Annotated in this window: 13 protein-coding genes and 1 riboswitch; of the genes, 5 read left to right on the top strand and 8 right to left on the bottom strand. The window is 72.6% G+C overall.

Annotated elements, in window-relative coordinates:
• Positions 1-35: 35 nt before the first annotated feature.
• Positions 36-464, top strand: coding sequence for a VOC family protein (locus ACFV9H_RS02445; protein WP_385392164.1), 429 nt, complete (start codon positions 36-38; stop codon positions 462-464).
• A complete protein-coding gene (locus ACFV9H_RS02440; protein ID WP_385392161.1) occupies positions 461-1,213 on the top strand; it encodes a class I SAM-dependent methyltransferase in 753 nt (250 codons plus the stop codon). Before ACFV9H_RS02445 ends, ACFV9H_RS02440 begins: the two co-directional genes overlap by 4 nt.
• Before the next feature lie 55 nt (positions 1,214-1,268).
• Here ACFV9H_RS02440 and ACFV9H_RS02435 read toward each other — a convergent pair whose 3' ends face one another.
• The 3 genes from ACFV9H_RS02435 to ACFV9H_RS02425 all read right to left on the bottom strand — a co-directional run bounded on the left by ACFV9H_RS02435 (position 1,269) and on the right by ACFV9H_RS02425 (position 3,368).
• Positions 1,269-1,718 carry a hypothetical protein gene (locus tag ACFV9H_RS02435; RefSeq protein WP_385392159.1) on the bottom strand — a complete coding sequence of 150 codons (450 nt, stop codon included), beginning with the start codon at positions 1,716-1,718 and terminating at the stop codon, positions 1,269-1,271.
• On the bottom strand, positions 1,705-2,157 hold the full coding sequence (locus tag ACFV9H_RS02430) for an Ohr family peroxiredoxin (protein WP_385392157.1): 453 nt from the start codon (positions 2,155-2,157) through the stop codon (positions 1,705-1,707). Before ACFV9H_RS02430 ends, ACFV9H_RS02435 begins: the two co-directional genes overlap by 14 nt.
• A gap of 75 nt (positions 2,158-2,232) precedes the next feature.
• Positions 2,233-2,294: riboswitch (guanidine-III (ykkC-III) riboswitch) on the bottom strand.
• Between the two features lie 54 nt (positions 2,295-2,348).
• Positions 2,349-3,368, bottom strand: a complete 1,020-nt coding sequence (locus ACFV9H_RS02425; RefSeq protein WP_385392154.1) for an AraC family transcriptional regulator ligand-binding domain-containing protein — start codon at positions 3,366-3,368, stop codon at positions 2,349-2,351.
• 216 nt (positions 3,369-3,584) lie between these two features.
• Between ACFV9H_RS02425 and ACFV9H_RS02420 the strand changes: the two genes are divergently transcribed.
• Both ACFV9H_RS02420 and ACFV9H_RS02415 read left to right on the top strand, forming a co-directional pair.
• Positions 3,585-4,358, top strand: a complete 774-nt coding sequence (locus ACFV9H_RS02420) for a type 1 glutamine amidotransferase domain-containing protein (RefSeq protein WP_385392152.1) — start codon at positions 3,585-3,587, stop codon at positions 4,356-4,358.
• A gap of 79 nt (positions 4,359-4,437) precedes the next feature.
• The gene (locus ACFV9H_RS02415; protein WP_385392149.1) at positions 4,438-6,528 is read left to right on the top strand and encodes a hypothetical protein; all 2,091 of its coding nucleotides are present in this window, start codon (positions 4,438-4,440) and stop codon (positions 6,526-6,528) included.
• A gap of 248 nt (positions 6,529-6,776) precedes the next feature.
• Here ACFV9H_RS02415 and ACFV9H_RS02410 read toward each other — a convergent pair whose 3' ends face one another.
• The 5 genes from ACFV9H_RS02410 to ACFV9H_RS02390 form a co-directional block, all read right to left on the bottom strand.
• A complete protein-coding gene (locus tag ACFV9H_RS02410; protein ID WP_385392147.1) occupies positions 6,777-8,144 on the bottom strand; it encodes a pyridoxal phosphate-dependent decarboxylase family protein in 1,368 nt (455 codons plus the stop codon).
• A 99-nt stretch (positions 8,145-8,243) separates the two neighbouring features.
• Entirely contained in the window at positions 8,244-10,700 is a 2,457-nt protein-coding gene (locus ACFV9H_RS02405) for a SpoIIE family protein phosphatase (RefSeq protein ID WP_385392145.1), read from the bottom strand.
• 83 nt (positions 10,701-10,783) lie between these two features.
• Positions 10,784-11,380, bottom strand: coding sequence for a TetR family transcriptional regulator (locus tag ACFV9H_RS02400; RefSeq protein ID WP_385392142.1), 597 nt, complete (start codon positions 11,378-11,380; stop codon positions 10,784-10,786).
• Between the two features lie 92 nt (positions 11,381-11,472).
• Positions 11,473-12,312: a ribonuclease BN gene (locus tag ACFV9H_RS02395; RefSeq protein ID WP_385392140.1), complete on the bottom strand. Its 840-nt coding sequence runs from the start codon at positions 12,310-12,312 to the stop codon at positions 11,473-11,475.
• Complete coding sequence (locus ACFV9H_RS02390; RefSeq protein ID WP_385392137.1) at positions 12,309-14,726, bottom strand: SpoIIE family protein phosphatase; 2,418 nt, start codon at positions 14,724-14,726, stop codon at positions 12,309-12,311. Before ACFV9H_RS02390 ends, ACFV9H_RS02395 begins: the two co-directional genes overlap by 4 nt.
• Before the next feature lie 202 nt (positions 14,727-14,928).
• Between ACFV9H_RS02390 and ACFV9H_RS02385 the strand changes: the two genes are divergently transcribed.
• On the top strand, positions 14,929-15,108 hold the full coding sequence (locus ACFV9H_RS02385; RefSeq protein ID WP_385392135.1) for a CsbD family protein: 180 nt from the start codon (positions 14,929-14,931) through the stop codon (positions 15,106-15,108).
• The last annotated feature ends 53 nt before the right edge of the window (positions 15,109-15,161 follow it).

The following is a 15,161-nucleotide window of genomic DNA, read 5'->3' as shown; positions in this document are numbered from 1 at the left end:
CGTGTAACTTACCGGATGACCGGACCGATCGTCCCTTGGAGGTTTCGCTCATGGCTCCTTCTTCCGATCAGAACCTGTTCTCCGCGCTCGGTCGAGTGGTGGTGCTCGTCGCGGATGCCGAGGCCGCCCTGGATTTCTACCGGGACGTCCTGGGCTTCTCGGTCCTGCACGATCAGACGGCCGATGGTTATCGCTATCTGCACATCGGTCTGCCCGGCCAGGCGCACGTGGGCCTCTGGCTGATGCCCGCGACCACGGCGTGGGAGCGCGACCTGATCGGCCGTCAGTGCGGTGGTCAGCCCCTGCTCGTTTTGTACACGGCCGATGTGGAGCGGACCGGCAGACACCTTCGCGATCACGGCGTGCGGGTGTGGGGCGAGCGGGAGGAGGACGAAAGTCGTTCCCTGCACTTCGCGGACCTGTACGGGAACGTCATCGTCGCGGCGCAGCCGGTCGTGCGATGACGACCGCCGACGAGTATGAGAAGCACGTCGCGGAAGCCCTACGGGCCACCATGTCGGGCTGGGACTTCAGTTGGCTGACGGGCCGGGCGGACGGCGAGGGCCCCTCCTGGGACTACGAACGGCACGCCCGCGCCCTGCTCCCGAGCGCGCGCAGCCTCCTGGACATCGACACCGGCGGCGGTGAACTCCTCGCCTCGCTCACCCCCCTGCCGCCGCGGAGCGTGGCCACCGAGAACTGGCCGCCCAACCTCCACCCGGCCCGGCAACGCCTCTCCCCGCTGGGGGTGGAGGTCCACCGCGCATCGGGCTCGAACCTGCCACCCGGACCCTTCGACCTGATCCTCAACCGGCACGGAGCGCTGGACGCGGCGAGCATCCGCACCGCACTCGCGCCGGGCGGCCGACTCCTCACCCAGCAGGTGGGCAGCCGCAACCAGCTGGAACTGAACGAAACCCTCGGCATCCCCTCACCGGCCGACCCCGACACCTGGACCCTGGGCGTCGCCGTACGGGCACTGGAAGGCGCGGGCCTTCACGTGACCACGGCGCGCGAGGAGATGAGCCGCTACACCTTCCACGACATCGGAGGGGTGATCTTCCAACTGCGGGCCATTCCCTGGCAGTTCCCGGGGTTCGAGCCCTCCGAGCACGAGCCCGCGCTACGCCGACTCGATCAGCGCATCAGAATCACAGGCGGGTTCACGGTGCACGACCACCGGTTCCTGATCGAGGCGCGAGCACGACCGTGAGGACCGAGTCGAATGCCGCGCTGCCCGCCGCGCCGCGTCCCCCGCCGCCGGGAAGTCAAAGTCGCCAGTACGTACCCGTACGGGAGTCGACGTGCACCACGTGCCGGCCGACGCGCACCACGTGGTGGTCCGGACCGGACCAGGAGCCGGTAGCGCCGTCGGCACCGGGCAGTGGGGTCCAGACCTCCAGGAAGGTGCTGCCGTCCGGGTTGGTACCCCGCTCGACGAGATGGGCACCCTCCCACCGGAAGGTGCCGGCGTCTTCGCCGGGCTCGCCCGTGAGGTGGTGGAAGTGCACCTGGGAGCCGTCGAAGGACGTCGTACCGGCGAAGCCCCGACTGTCGGCGTAGTACCGGCCGGCCTGCAGCCACACCACCTCACGGTCTTCGAGGAGGGGCCCGCCGTCGCGGCTGATGCCGCGCCGGAGCCAGGCGCCGTGCTCGGGCACCGGGACGCCGGGGCCGCCGGGAAAGCGGCCCGTCGGTTCCGGCTCAGGCCCGGTCATCGGCGGCGGTGTCGTCCACGGCCAGGAGCGTCAGCGGTACATTGCCGCGTACGGCCTGCGAGTACGGGCAGACGGCGTCGGCCCGGTGCAGCAGGGGCTGGAGGTCTGCCGCCCGCCACCCCGGCAGGCTGACGGTGAGGGCCACCGCGAGGCCGTAGCCCGCCGGCGTGTCCGTGGTGCCGAGCTGCACTTCGCAGGCCACGCGCGCGGCGGAGGCGTCCGCCCCGAACTCGGCGGCGACCTCCGCGAGCGCGGAGGTGAAGCAGGCGGCGAAACCGGCCGCGAACAGCTGCTCGGGGTTGGTGGTGCCGGGCACCTTCTTGCGCGGCGGGGCGAGGCGGACGTCCAGGCGCCCGTCGTCCGTGCGGACGGATCCGGTACGGCCCCCGGCGGCATGCGCGGTCGTCCGGTACAGGCTGCGGGTGAGTGGCACGGTCATGGCGTTCGGCCCATCTTGCTCGACGAGGACGCTGCCCGGGTGCGGACAGCGGACGGCGCTGCTCGTGCAGCACCTCGCGCGTCGTCGTGCGTAACCGGGTACGGCGCATCTCGTCCGGGGCCTTGGATCCGGCCGCCGGACAATCTAGCAACCGGCGCGGCGGGCCGGGGCCTCGCTCATGGTGAGGTGCCTCACCCGCTGCCGGCCCCGTCGCGAACCGAGGACGCCGGCCGGCGCAGGGTGCGGTACGCCCCCGGAGGCATGCCCTCCCACCGGGTGAAGGCACGGACCAGGGCCGTCGCGCCGCTCAGGCCGACGAGGGGCGCGATCCGGTCCAGCGGCAGGGGCGTGGTCTCCAGCAGTCGCCTGGCCCGGCCGTGGCGGGCGGTGTCGAGGAGCGCGCGCCACGACGTGCCCTCCGCGTGCAGGGCCCTGCGCAGCGACCGGACGCTGAGGTTGAACTCCTTGGCGGGGCCCTCGGGGCCCGCGTCCTCGAGCGCGGCGTGCTCCAGCCACCGCCGCACGCGCTCGGCCACGGTCGCGGCACTGGACAGCCGGTGCAGGAGCCGGTCGGCGTAGGTCCGGTGCAGGGCGTTGAGCGCCGGATCGTAGAGGGGGCGGCGCCTGTCGAGGTCCTCGTTGGACACCGTGATCGCGTTCTCCGGGGCGTCGAAGGTGACGGGGCAGCCGAGGACGCGGGCGTAGGGCTCCGGCGAGCCCGCACGGGGGTGGGCGAACGACACGGCCAGGGGCGCCCAGTCGTCGCCGGCGATCCAGCGGCCCGCCCGCACCATGCTGCTGACGATCGCCTCCACCTGCTGGGGGTGCATGGCCGCCGGGTCGACGGTCGGCCGGTAGCAGACCCGGCCGGCGTCCCCGCGGCGGTCCAGGGTCACCGTGCCCGCCTGGCTCACCAGGGGGTGGTAGCGCTCGGCGGCCTGCGCGGCGTCCGCGAGGCTGGCGCAGGTGAGGACGAGGTGGCCCAGGATGTGCAGGCCTTCGGGCCGGATGCGGTCGCCCACGAGGAGCCCGGTGTGCGGGCCGGAGTCCCGGGCGCCGAGCACCTCGTCCCACAGGGCGCGCATCTCGCCGAACTCGAGCCGGTCCGTGGGCAAGGCCCAGGAACCGGACCCGCCGGCGCCCTCCGCCGTCGCGTTCAGGACGGCGAGGGCGTAGCACGCGGTGACGGAGGGCGGCTCGATGGTGGACACGGCCGCCAGTCAATGCGGGCGCACCACCCCCGTCAACACCGTCGGCGACGCGGCCCATGGGAGCGGGTTCGGGGAGTCAACGGATTGGCCGCAGGAGTGAATGACGGCGACGCGGGCCGCTCCTAAGGTCGGCCTTCGGACACCGAGGGGATCAGGGGCCATGGAGCACCGGGGAAGCGTGCTGCCCTGATCACCACCGCTCAGAGGAGTACGCCCGTGATTCTCTTCCTGCTTCCCGCAGGCGACTACGACCCGACCGAGGCGGCGGTGCCCTGGGCCGCACTGCGGGACGCCGGCTTCGAGGTGCGGTTCGCGACCCCCGGCGGGAAGGTCGCGTTCGCCGACCCCAGGCTCACGGACCTCGGCTTCTCCTGGCTGTCGCCCTGGCTGATGACCCGCCGCGCCGAGCTCGCCGCCTACCGGCGCCTCACCGACGACCGCTGGTTCCTCGCCCCCTCCTCGTACGCCGATGTCGACCCGGCCGAGATCACGGGCCTGTTCGTACCCGGCGGCCACGCCGAGGGCATGCGGACTCTGCTCGAGGACGCCACCGCCCAGCAGTTGTTCGCCCGGGTCTTCATCCAGGGCCTGCCGGTGGGGGCCGTCTGCCACGGCGTGCTGCTCGCCGCGCGGGCCAAGGATCCCGCCACCGGGCGCTCCGTCCTCCACGGCCGGCGGACGACGGCCCTGACGTCCCTGCTGGAGCTGACCGGTTGGAACCTCACCCGCCTCTGGCTCGGCCGCTACTACCGCACGTACCGCACCACCGTGCAGCAGGAGGTCACGGCGGCGCTCGCCGATCCGAGCCATTTCCTCGCCGGCCCACCGCTGCCCGTCCGCGACACCGCGGCCCGGCCGGGACGGGGCTTCACCGTCAGGGACGGCAACTACGTCTCCGCGCGGTGGCCCGGCGACTGCCACCGGCTGGCGGCCGAGTACCTGGCCCTGGTCCGTACCCATGCGGCGGGAGCGGTGCACCGATCGGGTTGAGCCCGGCCCCCACATCGCGCGGGCCGGCGGCCGAAGACCATCTCCGCAGTGTCATGAACGCTTCGTGAAAGGGATGGGGATGAATCGACGAAGAGCCTTCGGGCGAAGCCGGTACCTCTTGACCGGCCTGGTCCTCGCGATGGTCACCCTGATGCTCGGCCCGGCGGCCACCGGCGCGTCGGCGGGCCCGCAGTGGTGGGAGCCCGTGGCGCGGCCGGCCCCGGACTCGCAGGTCAACGTCACGGGGGAGCCGTTCACCGGGACCGACGCCCAGGGCCGGGTCCGCGGATACGTCGACGGGCACGTCCACCTGATGTCCAACGAGGGCTTCGGGGGACGGCTGGTCTGCGGCAAGGTCTTCTCCACGGCGGGGGCGGCGGACGCCCTCAAGGACTGCCCCGAGCACTACCCCAACGGCGTCCTCGCCCTCTTCGACATGATCACCAAGGGCGGTGACGGCCGGCACGACCCGAACGGCTGGCCGACGTTCCGCGACTGGCCGGCCCACGATTCCGCCACCCACCAGCAGACCTACTACGCCTGGGTGGAGCGGGCCTGGCGGGGCGGCCAGCGGATCCTGGTCAACGACATGGTCACCAACGGGGTCATCTGCTCGCTCTACTTCTTCAAGGACCGCGGCTGCGACGAGATGACCGCGATCAGGCTCCAGATCCAGAAGACGTACGAACTCCAGGACTACGTCGACGCCATGTACGGCGGCGCCGGCAAGGGCTGGTTCCGGGTCGTCACCGAGCCCGACCAGGCACGCAGGGTCATCCAGGAGGGCAAGCTCGCCGTCGTCCTCGGGGTGGAGACCTCCGAACCGTTCGGCTGCAAGCAGGTGCTGGACGGCGCCCGCTGCACCATGGCCGACATCGACCGCGGCCTGGACGAACTGCACCGGCTGGGCGTGCGCAGCATGTTCCTGTGCCACAAGTTCGACAACGCCCTGTGCGGCGTCCGGTTCGACTCGGGCACCCAGGGCATGGCCATCAACGTCGGCCAGTTCCTGTCGACGGGCACCTTCTGGAGCACGGAGCCCTGCCCCGGCCCCGAGCACGACAACCCGATCGGCTGGGGGCTCGCCGCAGGCCTGTCGGCCGAGGATTCCGCCACCACGCCGGCGGAGGCGGAAGCCAGGATCCGGGGCGCCCTGCCGGAAGGGGTCGAACTGCCGCAGTACGGCGCCTCCCTGCAGGCGGCGCAGTGCAACCGGCGGGGCCTGACCGCGCTGGGCGAGTACGCGGTGCTGGGCATGACGAAGCGCAACATGATGCTGGAACTCGACCACATGAGCGTCAAGGCGGCGAACCAGGCGCTGCGCGTGCTCGAAGCCGAGCACTACTCCGGTGTCCTGTCCACCCACGGCTGGATGGACGACAACTGGACCGAGCGGCTCTACCGCCTGGGCGGCTTCATCACCGGCCACATGTACGAGGCGCCCGCGTTCACCGCCGAAGCGCGCAGGCACGCCGCCCTGCGCGCCAAGTACGGCGCCGGGTACGGGATCGGCACCGACATGAACGGCTTCGCCTGGCTCCCCGGCCCCCGGGCCGCCGCCGGGAACCCCGTCCGCTACCCCTTCCGCAGCCCCGACGGCGGCTCCGTCCTCGACCGACAGGTCACCGGCTCACGCGTCTGGGACGTCAACACCGACGGCGGCGGCACCCACTACGGCCTCGTCCCGGACTGGATCGAGGACATCCGGGTCACCGGCGGCCAGGACGTGGTGGACGAGCTCATGCAGGGCGCCGAGGGCTACCTGCGCACCTGGGAGCGCAGCCGCGGCCACACCACGCCCTACGCACCGCTGGTCCGCGGCTACCGCCCGCACGCCGGGCACCTGGCCTCCTCGCGCCCCCTGCCCGCCGGGTTCACCCACGAGGGGGTCTGGAAGGTGCTGCGGGACCCCGCGCCCGGCACGGTCCGGCTCTACGAGTGCAAGGTGGCGAACCACTCGCTGCTGACCCGTGATCCGGGGTGCGAGGGCCAACAGCCGCTCGGCGCGGTCGGATACGTGTACACCGGGGCGGTGCCGGGCTCGGTGCCCCTCTACCGGTGCCACATACCGTCGATCTTCGACCACTTCGTCTCCAACAGGGCCGACTGCGAGGGGCCTTACGTGAAGGAGGGCCTGCTCGGCCACGTCATGCCGGTGGCCGCGCCCTAGGGCCTGTCGTCAAATTCCCGTCTGCCCCGCGACGTCTGGCACGCACTCTCGCCGCACCGGGCGAAAGCCCAAGTACGTCCAGTACGAGGGCTTCCGCCCGGCACGCCGAGAGCACGCACCAGACGCCGCGGGGCCGCCCTTCGGGCGACGACGGGAATTTGACGACAGGCCCTAGGCCCTGTCGGCGAAGCCAAGGGTGCCCCCGGCGCGTGCGACCCGGGGGAGCCCGTGGGGCGAACCGGTTCGCGTCAGGCGCCGGCGGACGCCCGCCGGATCGCGTCGAGTGCGCGCGTCACGTCGTCGTCGGTCGTCGACCAGTTGCTCACCGAGATGCGCATGACGCGTCGCCCGCGCCACGTGGAGCCGCTGATCCACGTCGTGCCGTCGTCGAGCAGCCGGGTGAGCACCCGTTCCGTGCGCTCGTCGTCGCCGAACTCGGCGCAGACCTGGGTGAACACCACGTCGTTGAGGACTGTCGCGCCGGCTGTCCCGGCGATGCCGGTGGCGAACGCGGCGGCGTGCCGGCACAGTCGCTCGACGAGGTCGGCCACGCCCGAGCGGCCGAGGGACCTGAGCGCCGCCCACACGGTGAAGGCCCTGCCCCGCCGGGAGAGTTCGGGGACCTTGTCGATGGGGTCGCCCTGTTCGTGCTGGATGAGGTAGTCGCCGCGCAGCCCCATGGCCGCGCGGATCGCGGACGGGTCGCGCACGATGGCGAGGCCGCAGTCGTAGGGCACGTTCAGGGTCTTGTGGGCGTCCGTCGCCCAGGAGTCGGCGTCCGCGCAGCCCGCCGTCAGGTGCGCGTACCTCGGGGACGCGGCCGCCCACAGTCCGAAGGCGCCGTCGACGTGCACCCACGCGTCCGCCTCGCGAGCGGCACCGATCGTCGGGGCGAAGGGATCGAAGGCCCCGGAGTGGATGTCACCGGCCTGCAGGACCACGATCGTCGGGCGCTGCCCGCCCGCCGCCAGGGCGCGGCGCAGGGCAGCGGGCTCGATGCGTCCCTGCCCGTCCGCCGTCACCAGTTCGGGTTGGCCGAGTCCCAGGTAGCGGAGCGCCAGGTCGATGGCCATGTGGCGGTCCTCGCCGGCGATGACGCGTACCGCCGGCCCGCCCGTGAGTCCGTCGCGGGCGACGTTCCAGCCGGCGCGCCGCAGCACCGTGTCGCGCCCGGCGGCGAGGCAGGTGAAGTTGGCCATCGTGGCACCCGTGGTGAAGCCGACGGCGCTGTCGGCCGGCAGGCCCAGCAGATCCAGCAACCACGCGCCGGCGACCTGTTCCACCGCCGCGTACGCGGGTGAGGCGGCGCGCATCACGCAGTTCTGGTCCCAGGCGCTGACCAGCCAGTCCGTGGCGAGCGCGGCCGGTTCGGTGCCACCGACCACGAACCCGTAGAAGCGGCCACTGGGGAACGCGGTGAGTCCCGGCTCACAGGCCGTGGCGAGCAGGTCGACGACATCGGCGGGCGCGCCGGGAGCGTCGGGCAGTTCGTCACCGAGCGCGCGCACGATCTCGTCGACCGAAGCGCGGGCGGGAACCCGGCGGTCGTTCAGGCTCGCCAGCCAGCGGACGGCATGGTCGTGAGCCTGTCGGAGCGCTGCCTCGCGCGCGTCCATACCTCGGACTATGGGGCAGGGCTCGGCACCCCGCAAGCCACGGTCCGAGCGGAGACGCCCACGCGTTGCCGCGTCCCGGCACGGTCCGTGTCGGGCCGGTCACGCGAGGGGCAGGTTCTGTTCGGACCAGACGGTCTTGCCGCCCATCGTGTAGCGGCTGCCCCAGCGGTGCGAGAGCTGGGCGACGATGTACAGGCCGCGGCCGCCTTCCTCGGAGCTCCTCGCACGCCGCATCCTCGGCTGCGTGTTGCTGGAGTCGGAGACCTCGCACGTGAGGGTGTCCGCCCGGATCAGCCGGAGCCGGACCGGGCCACCGGCGTGGCGAATGGCGTTGGTGACCAGCTCGCTGACGATGAGCTCCGTGCTGAAGGCGAGCTCGTCGAGCTCCCAGGCGGTCAGCTGATCCAGGACGAGATGGCGCGCGTCGCCGACGATCGCCGGGTCGGGGTCGAGCCGCCATGTCGCGATGGAGCCCGCGTCCACCACCCGGGTGCGGGCCAGCAGGAGGGTGACGTCGTCCCTCAGCCTGCCCGGCGGCAACCCTTCCACGATGTCGTGCCGGGCCTGCCGCAGCGGCCGGCCGAGTACGTCGGCGCGCAACAGACGGTCCGCGAGGTCGCGCATGCCCTGGTCGATGTCCCCTTCTCCGCGTTCGATCAGGCCGTCGGTGTACAGGGCGAGGACGCTGCCCGGCGGCAGCTCGCGTTCGACCGGCTCGAAGGGCCAGCCACCGACCCCCAGGGGCGGGCCGGGGCTCAGCTCGACGTACTCCACGGTTCCGTTCGGGCTGACCACGGCCGGCGGCGGGTGTCCGGCGCTCGCCATGACGCAACTCCGGGTGACCGGGTCGTAGACGGCGTACAGGCAGGTGGCCCCGGCCGGTCCGGTGGGCACGAGCGGGCCCGCGTCGCCGTCCTCCGAGTCGTCGCTCTCGGCCTCGGCGACGACCTGCAGGACCATGTCGTCCACGTGCGCCAGGAGTTCCTCGGGTTCCAGTTCCAGGTCCGCCATCGCGCGCACGGCGCTGCGCAGGCGTCCCATCATGGCCGTGGCGTGCAGCCCGTGACCGGCGACGTCCCCGACCACCAGGGCGACTCGGGCCGACGACAGGGGGATGACGTCGAACCAGTCGCCGCCCACCCCGCTGTCCGTGTCGGCGGGCAGGTAGAGGCTGGCGGCTTCCAACGCGGGCGTGTCCGAGGTGGCCGGCGGCAGCAGGCTGCGCTGCAGGCCCACGGCGGTGCGGCGTTCCTTGGTGTACCGCCGCGCGTTGTCCACGGCGACGGCCGCACGGGCGGCGATCTCCTCCAGGAGTGCCAGGTCGTCCCCGTTCAGCGGGCGGGTGTCGCCCGTGCGCCACAGGGTGAGCCTGCCGAACCTGATGCCCCGGGCGCACAGCGGCGCGGTCATCGCCGAATGCGCGCCCGGGACGGCGGTGGCCCATTCCGGGGCCGCGTCGTCCTCGGGCGCCGTGGATCGGGTTCCGAGGTCGGTGATCAGCTCTCCCCGGCACTCCCGCGCACCGGGCGCGGCCGGTTCGGGCGCTCCCGCGGCGAGAGGAGCCGAGAAGTGGGTCGTTCCCGTACGCAGCACGTCCGCGTCCGCTCCGGCGACGGCCATCCGGATCAGGGGCAGCGTGAGATGCCCGTCGGCGGGCGGTTCACCGCCGGTCAGAACGGTCTCCGCGAGATCCACCGCGGCGCGATCGCCGAACGCGGGCGCGAGGACTTTGACCAGGTCCTCGATGGTGCGCAGGACGGACAGGGAACCGCCCATCGCCCCGGTCGCGCGGTACAGCAGGTCCAGGCGTCCGCGGGACCGCTCGTGGTCGGTGACGTCGGTGAACACCGTCGCCACACCCATGGGGTGTCCGTCGGGTTCCTGCAGCCGGAACGCCTGGATGGTCACGATCCGGCCGCCCCTCGGGTCGTCGAGGGTGCGCGCGGTCGTGCTGAAACCGATCAGGGGGACCCCGCTGTGCAGCACTTCCCGCAGCCGGTCGTCGATGATCCGCGCGTCCTCGGCCCACAGGAAGTCGCCCAGGCGCAGGCCGTTCAGCGAGACGGGCACCCCGGTGTACGGCAGCAGGTGCGTGTTCGTCCGCAGCAGGCGCAGATCCGGATCGAAGACGGCCAGTCCCACTCGGCCCTGGAGGAACAGTTCGTGCGTGAAGGCGTGGTCCTGCCGCCATTGGGCGACCAGTTCCAGGGGCGCGGCGAGCACGAGCCAGCGGGCCGTGTGCCCGTGCGCGCCGTCGTTCAGCGGGATGACGCGGAAGCCGATCTCCAGCTCGCGTCCTGAGCCGTGCCGCAATGTGGCCCGGCCCTCCCACCCGTCCCGTTCCCCCTGCCCGCCCTGAGCCGCAGCAGCTTCCCAGCTGCTCGTGTCCGCCAGGAGGTCCCGTGCCGGTCGGCCGCACACGTCCGCGGACCGTCGCTCCAGGAGGGCTTCGGCGGCCGGTGTCCAGGCGACGACCGTCCCGGCATCGTCCAGCAGCGCCGCGGCCGTGTTCGTGACAGCGAAGGGATCGTCCTGGTTGCTCTCAGTGGCGCCCATGCGTGCCCATCTCGTCCGCCGGTCCCGCTGTCCTCATGCTGGTCGATGTCCGGAACGAGGGCCAGAGGCGCTACGCCATCCGGTCAGCGCTCCGGGCTCCCGTCCCCGGACGGTGCGGTGATCCGGCGTACGGACTCCACCACCGCTGCCCGGTGGCGGGCGAGCTGCTCCGGCGCCCACGCGGTGCCGGTCTCGCCGGCGGCCGGACCGCCCACCGCGCCGAACCACGCCTGCGACAGGGCCACCACCAGGGTGAGCACGTCGGTGGCGTCCATGCCGGCACGGACGCGACCCGCCTCCTGCGCCTGGCGCACTGCTGCGATCTTGCCCAGGTAGGACGCCGCCTCCGCGTCCGTGCTTCCGGGGCGCTCCAGCTGCTTCCACAGCACCAGGCGCACCAGCGACGGCCGCTCGACGAGGTGGTCGAAGACGGCGCCCGCATAGCCGGCCAGGTCGTCGGCGTCGAACGGCACGGACTCCGAGCCCGTCTCCAGGGCCCGCTGGAGTACGGCGTCGAAGAGCTGTTCTTTGTTGCCGTAGTACACGTAGATGAGCCGCTTGTTCGCCTGCGCCGCCTCGGCGATGCGGTCGACCCGCGCGCCTGCGATGCCGTAGGTCGCGAACTCGGAGAAGGCCGCGTCGAGCAGCCGGGCCTTGGTCGCGCTGGAATCCCGTGCCATGTCCCGCAGCGTAGCAAGTAACTATCCGGTTATTGACATTCTCCCCAGCGGACGCGGAGCAGGGTGGGCCGCACGGGGTGCGCGACCCGACTTCAGACGTCGCCTCGGCGGCCGGGGGCCGGCGGGTGTGCCCGGCGCGGCAGTTCGTCGTGGACGAGCCGGCCGACGAGTGCGCCGCCGTAGACGACGACGCCGATGCCCACGAGCCAGGTCTGGATGACGAGGACGGTTCCGAAGGGGCCGTAGGTGACGGCGCTGGACGCGATCAGCGGTGAGAAGACGAGCCGGGAGAAGGCACGGAGCCCGAGCAGTCCGAGCATGGTGGCCACCGCCCCGGGCAGAAGGGCGAGCCACCCGATCCGTCCACCGAGCAGCAACCGCTGGGACCACCAGAAGAACAGGGTGCCGATCGACACCGTGACGAAGCCGCGGGCCGAGGACTCGCGCCACGGCGACGTGATCGCCGACAGGTAGAGGACGGTGGTCAACACCCCGAGCCACAGCACGTGCCGCCAGCGGGCCCACCAGCGTGCCGGCGGCAGATCCCAGATCTCTTCGTAGCCGCTCTGCACCACGGTGCCGAAGGACAGGCCGAACACGGCGAGCAGGGCCAGGCCGAACGCCGTGGTGGTCCGCCAGGCCTGGCCGGGCAGGGCGAAGAGCCGATCGATCTCCACCCCGGCGGCCGGAGACACCTCGAGCCCGTCTCCCAGCCACTGCGCGAACCCCTGTCCGCCGGCGGTGTTCGCCGCGGACACGACGATCAGCAGCGGTACCAGCGTCAGGAACCCGAGCGCGGCGAACCCAAGGGAGCGCTGCCACAGGTGCACGTCCCGGACACGCCCCCAGCGGCGTCCGGCCCGCGTACGACGGATCTTGCTGGGTATCCGCCCGAGGCGCGACCAACGGGCCGGACCACGGGACCTGCTCATGGCGGCCCCGTGGGCCCCTCGTCGTCCGGGACGTGGATGTCCAGGACGCAGATGTCGTCGCGATTGCCCGGACACAGCCCGGCAAGCGTCCGGGCGAGGGTTTCGCCGTGGCCCTCCCGGAGGAGGCGCAGCGTGGTCGCGGCGAGGCGGTCGAGCCCGACGTCGATGTCCTCGCTCGGTTCCTCCACGAGCCCGTCGGTGTAGAGCAGCAGGCGGTCGCCGGGCATCAGGTCGATGGTCGCCTGCCCGTAGGAGGCGTCGAAGCCGGCGCCGAGGAGAGTACCCCGCGGCTGTTCGAGGAAGCTCGCCCGGTCGTCGCGGACCAGCAACGGGGGCAGGTGTCCTGCCCGTACCCAGATCAGGCGCCGGTCCCAGGGCTGGTAGCGGCCCATGACCATGGTGGCGGTGGCGCCGCCGGACGGGTCCGAAGCGGTATGGAGCAGGAGGGTGTTGAGTCGGCGCAGGACGTCGGGCAGGGGCGAGCCGGTGATCGTCATGCCCTTCGTGGTGAACCGCAGCTGGGCCATGGTGCCGACGGCGGCCAGACCATGGCCGGCCACGTCACCGACGACGAACAGGGCACTGCCGTCCGGGAGTTCGATGGCGCTGTACCAGTCGCCACCGACGTTGACCCCCCGGTCGGCCGGGAAGTAGGCGACGTCGACGCGCAGGCCGGCCAGTTCCAGGGACTGCTCGGGGATCGGCAACAGGGTGTCCTGGAGGCGTGCGGCGAGCGCCCGTTCGGCCTGGAGCATGCCACGCTGGAGGAGGACGGCGCGCTCGCTCTCGCGCAGTGCGAGCTCGGCGCCGCGCTGCGCGCTGAGGTCCTGGAAGAAGCCGTGCACCTCGACCGGAGTGCCATCCACGTCCGTCTGGGCCTCGGCGACGAGCCGCAGGTGCCGCACGCCGTCGGTCGTGGTGATCCGGAACGGCTCGTCGACGGACTCCCCGTCGCTCAGCAGCCGTCGGACGGCCGTTTTCAGCCTCGCCTCGTCGTCGGGGAGGACGTGCTCCGGCAGTTCCTCCAACGTCATCGGCCCCTCTCGGGGGTCACGGTCGAAGATGGAGTAGACCTGATCGGACCAGGCGATGGTCTCCGCCGCCAGGTTCCAGCCCGCCCAGCCGAGGTTGCCCAGGCGTTGCATGTCGGCCAGTCGCCGCGCCTCGCGCTCGCCGGCGTCGTGGCGGATCCAGGACACGACCAGGCGGTCGCCCAGCCTGGAGGCCCGGACCGAGTAGACGGACCGCCGCGGGACGCCCGCCGCCACCTCTTCGTAGGTGAACGGCTCTCCCTCGTAGCCGGTTCCCGTGGTGAGCGTGTCCAGGTACCCGTCCCACAGCGCGGTGCCCGCCACGGTCGGGTACGTCTCCAGGATCCGGCGGCCGACGAGCTCCTTGCCGCGCCGCCCGGCGATGTCCACCGATTCGGGCGCCGCCGCGTCGATGCGGTAGTCCTCCACCTCGCCGGTCTCGGAGCGCAGGGGGGTGAGCAGGACGGCGGGTCCGCCCAGCGCGTCCAGGATGCGCTGGGCGGACGTGACGTCCACGTCCACCCCCTCGCCGTCGCCGTCGCGGGGCCCCTCCGGCATTCCCAGCGGGCCCGCGCACATCCGGGCCGCCCGGCGCAGCAGCGCCCTGGTGTCCGCCGCGAACGGGCCAGGCTGTCCGCGCAGGAAACCGATGGCCGCCTTCGGGCGCCCGTCGTCGGGTACGGGGAGCCAGGCGCGCGAGGGCCACCGCTCCGGCGGGTTCCCGATCAGCAGGTAGCGGCGGGCGTCCCGCGCGGGGTCCTCCAGCCACACCGCTCGGCGCCCGGCGATCGCCTCGTGGGCGGCGACGCCGCTGAGCGGGGGGACGTGATGCCACTGCTCGGCCAACGCCTGGTCGATGCCGGCGCGGCCGATCAGCTCCAGGCTCCCGGCGGACGTCAGGGAGTAGATCATCACCGCGTCCACGCCGGCGGCCCCGCCGAGCACGGTCCGCAGCAGCTCCGCGGTGTCGTCACCGCCGTGGGCCGCCGCCAGGCCGTGGGCGAGCCGGGCCAGGGCCGGGCGCGGTGCGGCCTGACCGGCGCGAGGCTCCCTCCCCGCGCGGGCGGCTGTGGGGGCGGCGTGCTCGGCAGGGGGTGGGGTTTCGGGTGACGGGTGCGAGCGGGTCCGCCCCAGCGTGATCCAGCACTCCTCCAGGAGGGTGCGGCCCCGCCCACCCGCCCGGTCGAGGAGCATTTCGTAAGCGGTGTCGGCGGATACTCCCGCCTGGGCCATCACGACGCCCGTGGCCCGCTCGACGACGGCCGTGCTCGCGGCGACGCCTTCCAGGTCGGCGACTTTCGAGCGCAGCCTGGCGACCACCTTGGCGAGCGCCAGCACCTCAGGTCCGGCGCCCTCGCCCGCCGGCGCGGCATCGCCCTTCATGCCTTGAGCATGCCACGGCCGTCCTCAGGCCGCGCCCAGGTACGGCGGCGCCCCTTGCGGCGGTCCGGCGCGGGAGCCGTGTCCGAGGCCTGAAGCGTGGGCCGTTTGCCTCGCCGAGGACCGGGCAGACGCCGGCACACAGCGCGGTGTGGCTACCGCGGAAGCAGGGTGGGCAGCACTCCCTCCAGGAAGGAACCCCCTCATGAGCAAGGCAAAGGCGAAGGCCAAGCAGGTCAAGGGCAAGATGAAGGAGACCGCGGGCAGCGCCATGGACGACGAGCGCATGCAGGCGGAGGGCGGCGCCGAGCGGATGAGCGGCAAGGCCGAGGAAATGACGTCGAAGGCCTCGGACAAGATCAAGAAGTCCACCGGAAAGTCCTGACCCTCGTCCCGACCTGCCCCACGGAGCGCCCCGCCGGGCAGTAGGCCCGGCGG

The organism is Streptomyces sp. NPDC059874, from assembly GCF_042731135.1.
GTDB lineage: Bacteria > Actinomycetota > Actinomycetes > Streptomycetales > Streptomycetaceae > Streptomyces.
This window is presented reverse-complemented; position numbering and strand designations above follow the sequence as displayed.

Bases quoted from the DNA above. Each gene is read 5' to 3' on its own strand.
- ACFV9H_RS02440 (WP_385392161.1), top strand. From the start codon at position 461: ATGACGACCGCCGACGAGTATGAGAAGCACGTCGCGGAAGCCCTACGG.
- ACFV9H_RS02435 (WP_385392159.1), bottom strand. From the start codon at position 1,718: ATGACCGGGCCTGAGCCGGAACCGACGGGCCGCTTTCCCGGCGGCCCC.
- ACFV9H_RS02430 (WP_385392157.1), bottom strand. From the start codon at position 2,157: ATGACCGTGCCACTCACCCGCAGCCTGTACCGGACGACCGCGCATGCC.
- ACFV9H_RS02415 (WP_385392149.1), top strand. From the start codon at position 4,438: ATGAATCGACGAAGAGCCTTCGGGCGAAGCCGGTACCTCTTGACCGGC.
- ACFV9H_RS02410 (WP_385392147.1), bottom strand. From the start codon at position 8,144: ATGGACGCGCGCGAGGCAGCGCTCCGACAGGCTCACGACCATGCCGTC.
- ACFV9H_RS02405 (WP_385392145.1), bottom strand. From the start codon at position 10,700: ATGGGCGCCACTGAGAGCAACCAGGACGATCCCTTCGCTGTCACGAAC.
- ACFV9H_RS02400 (WP_385392142.1), bottom strand. From the start codon at position 11,380: ATGGCACGGGATTCCAGCGCGACCAAGGCCCGGCTGCTCGACGCGGCC.
- ACFV9H_RS02395 (WP_385392140.1), bottom strand. From the start codon at position 12,312: ATGAGCAGGTCCCGTGGTCCGGCCCGTTGGTCGCGCCTCGGGCGGATA.
- ACFV9H_RS02390 (WP_385392137.1), bottom strand. From the start codon at position 14,726: ATGAAGGGCGATGCCGCGCCGGCGGGCGAGGGCGCCGGACCTGAGGTG.
- ACFV9H_RS02385 (WP_385392135.1), top strand. From the start codon at position 14,929: ATGAGCAAGGCAAAGGCGAAGGCCAAGCAGGTCAAGGGCAAGATGAAG.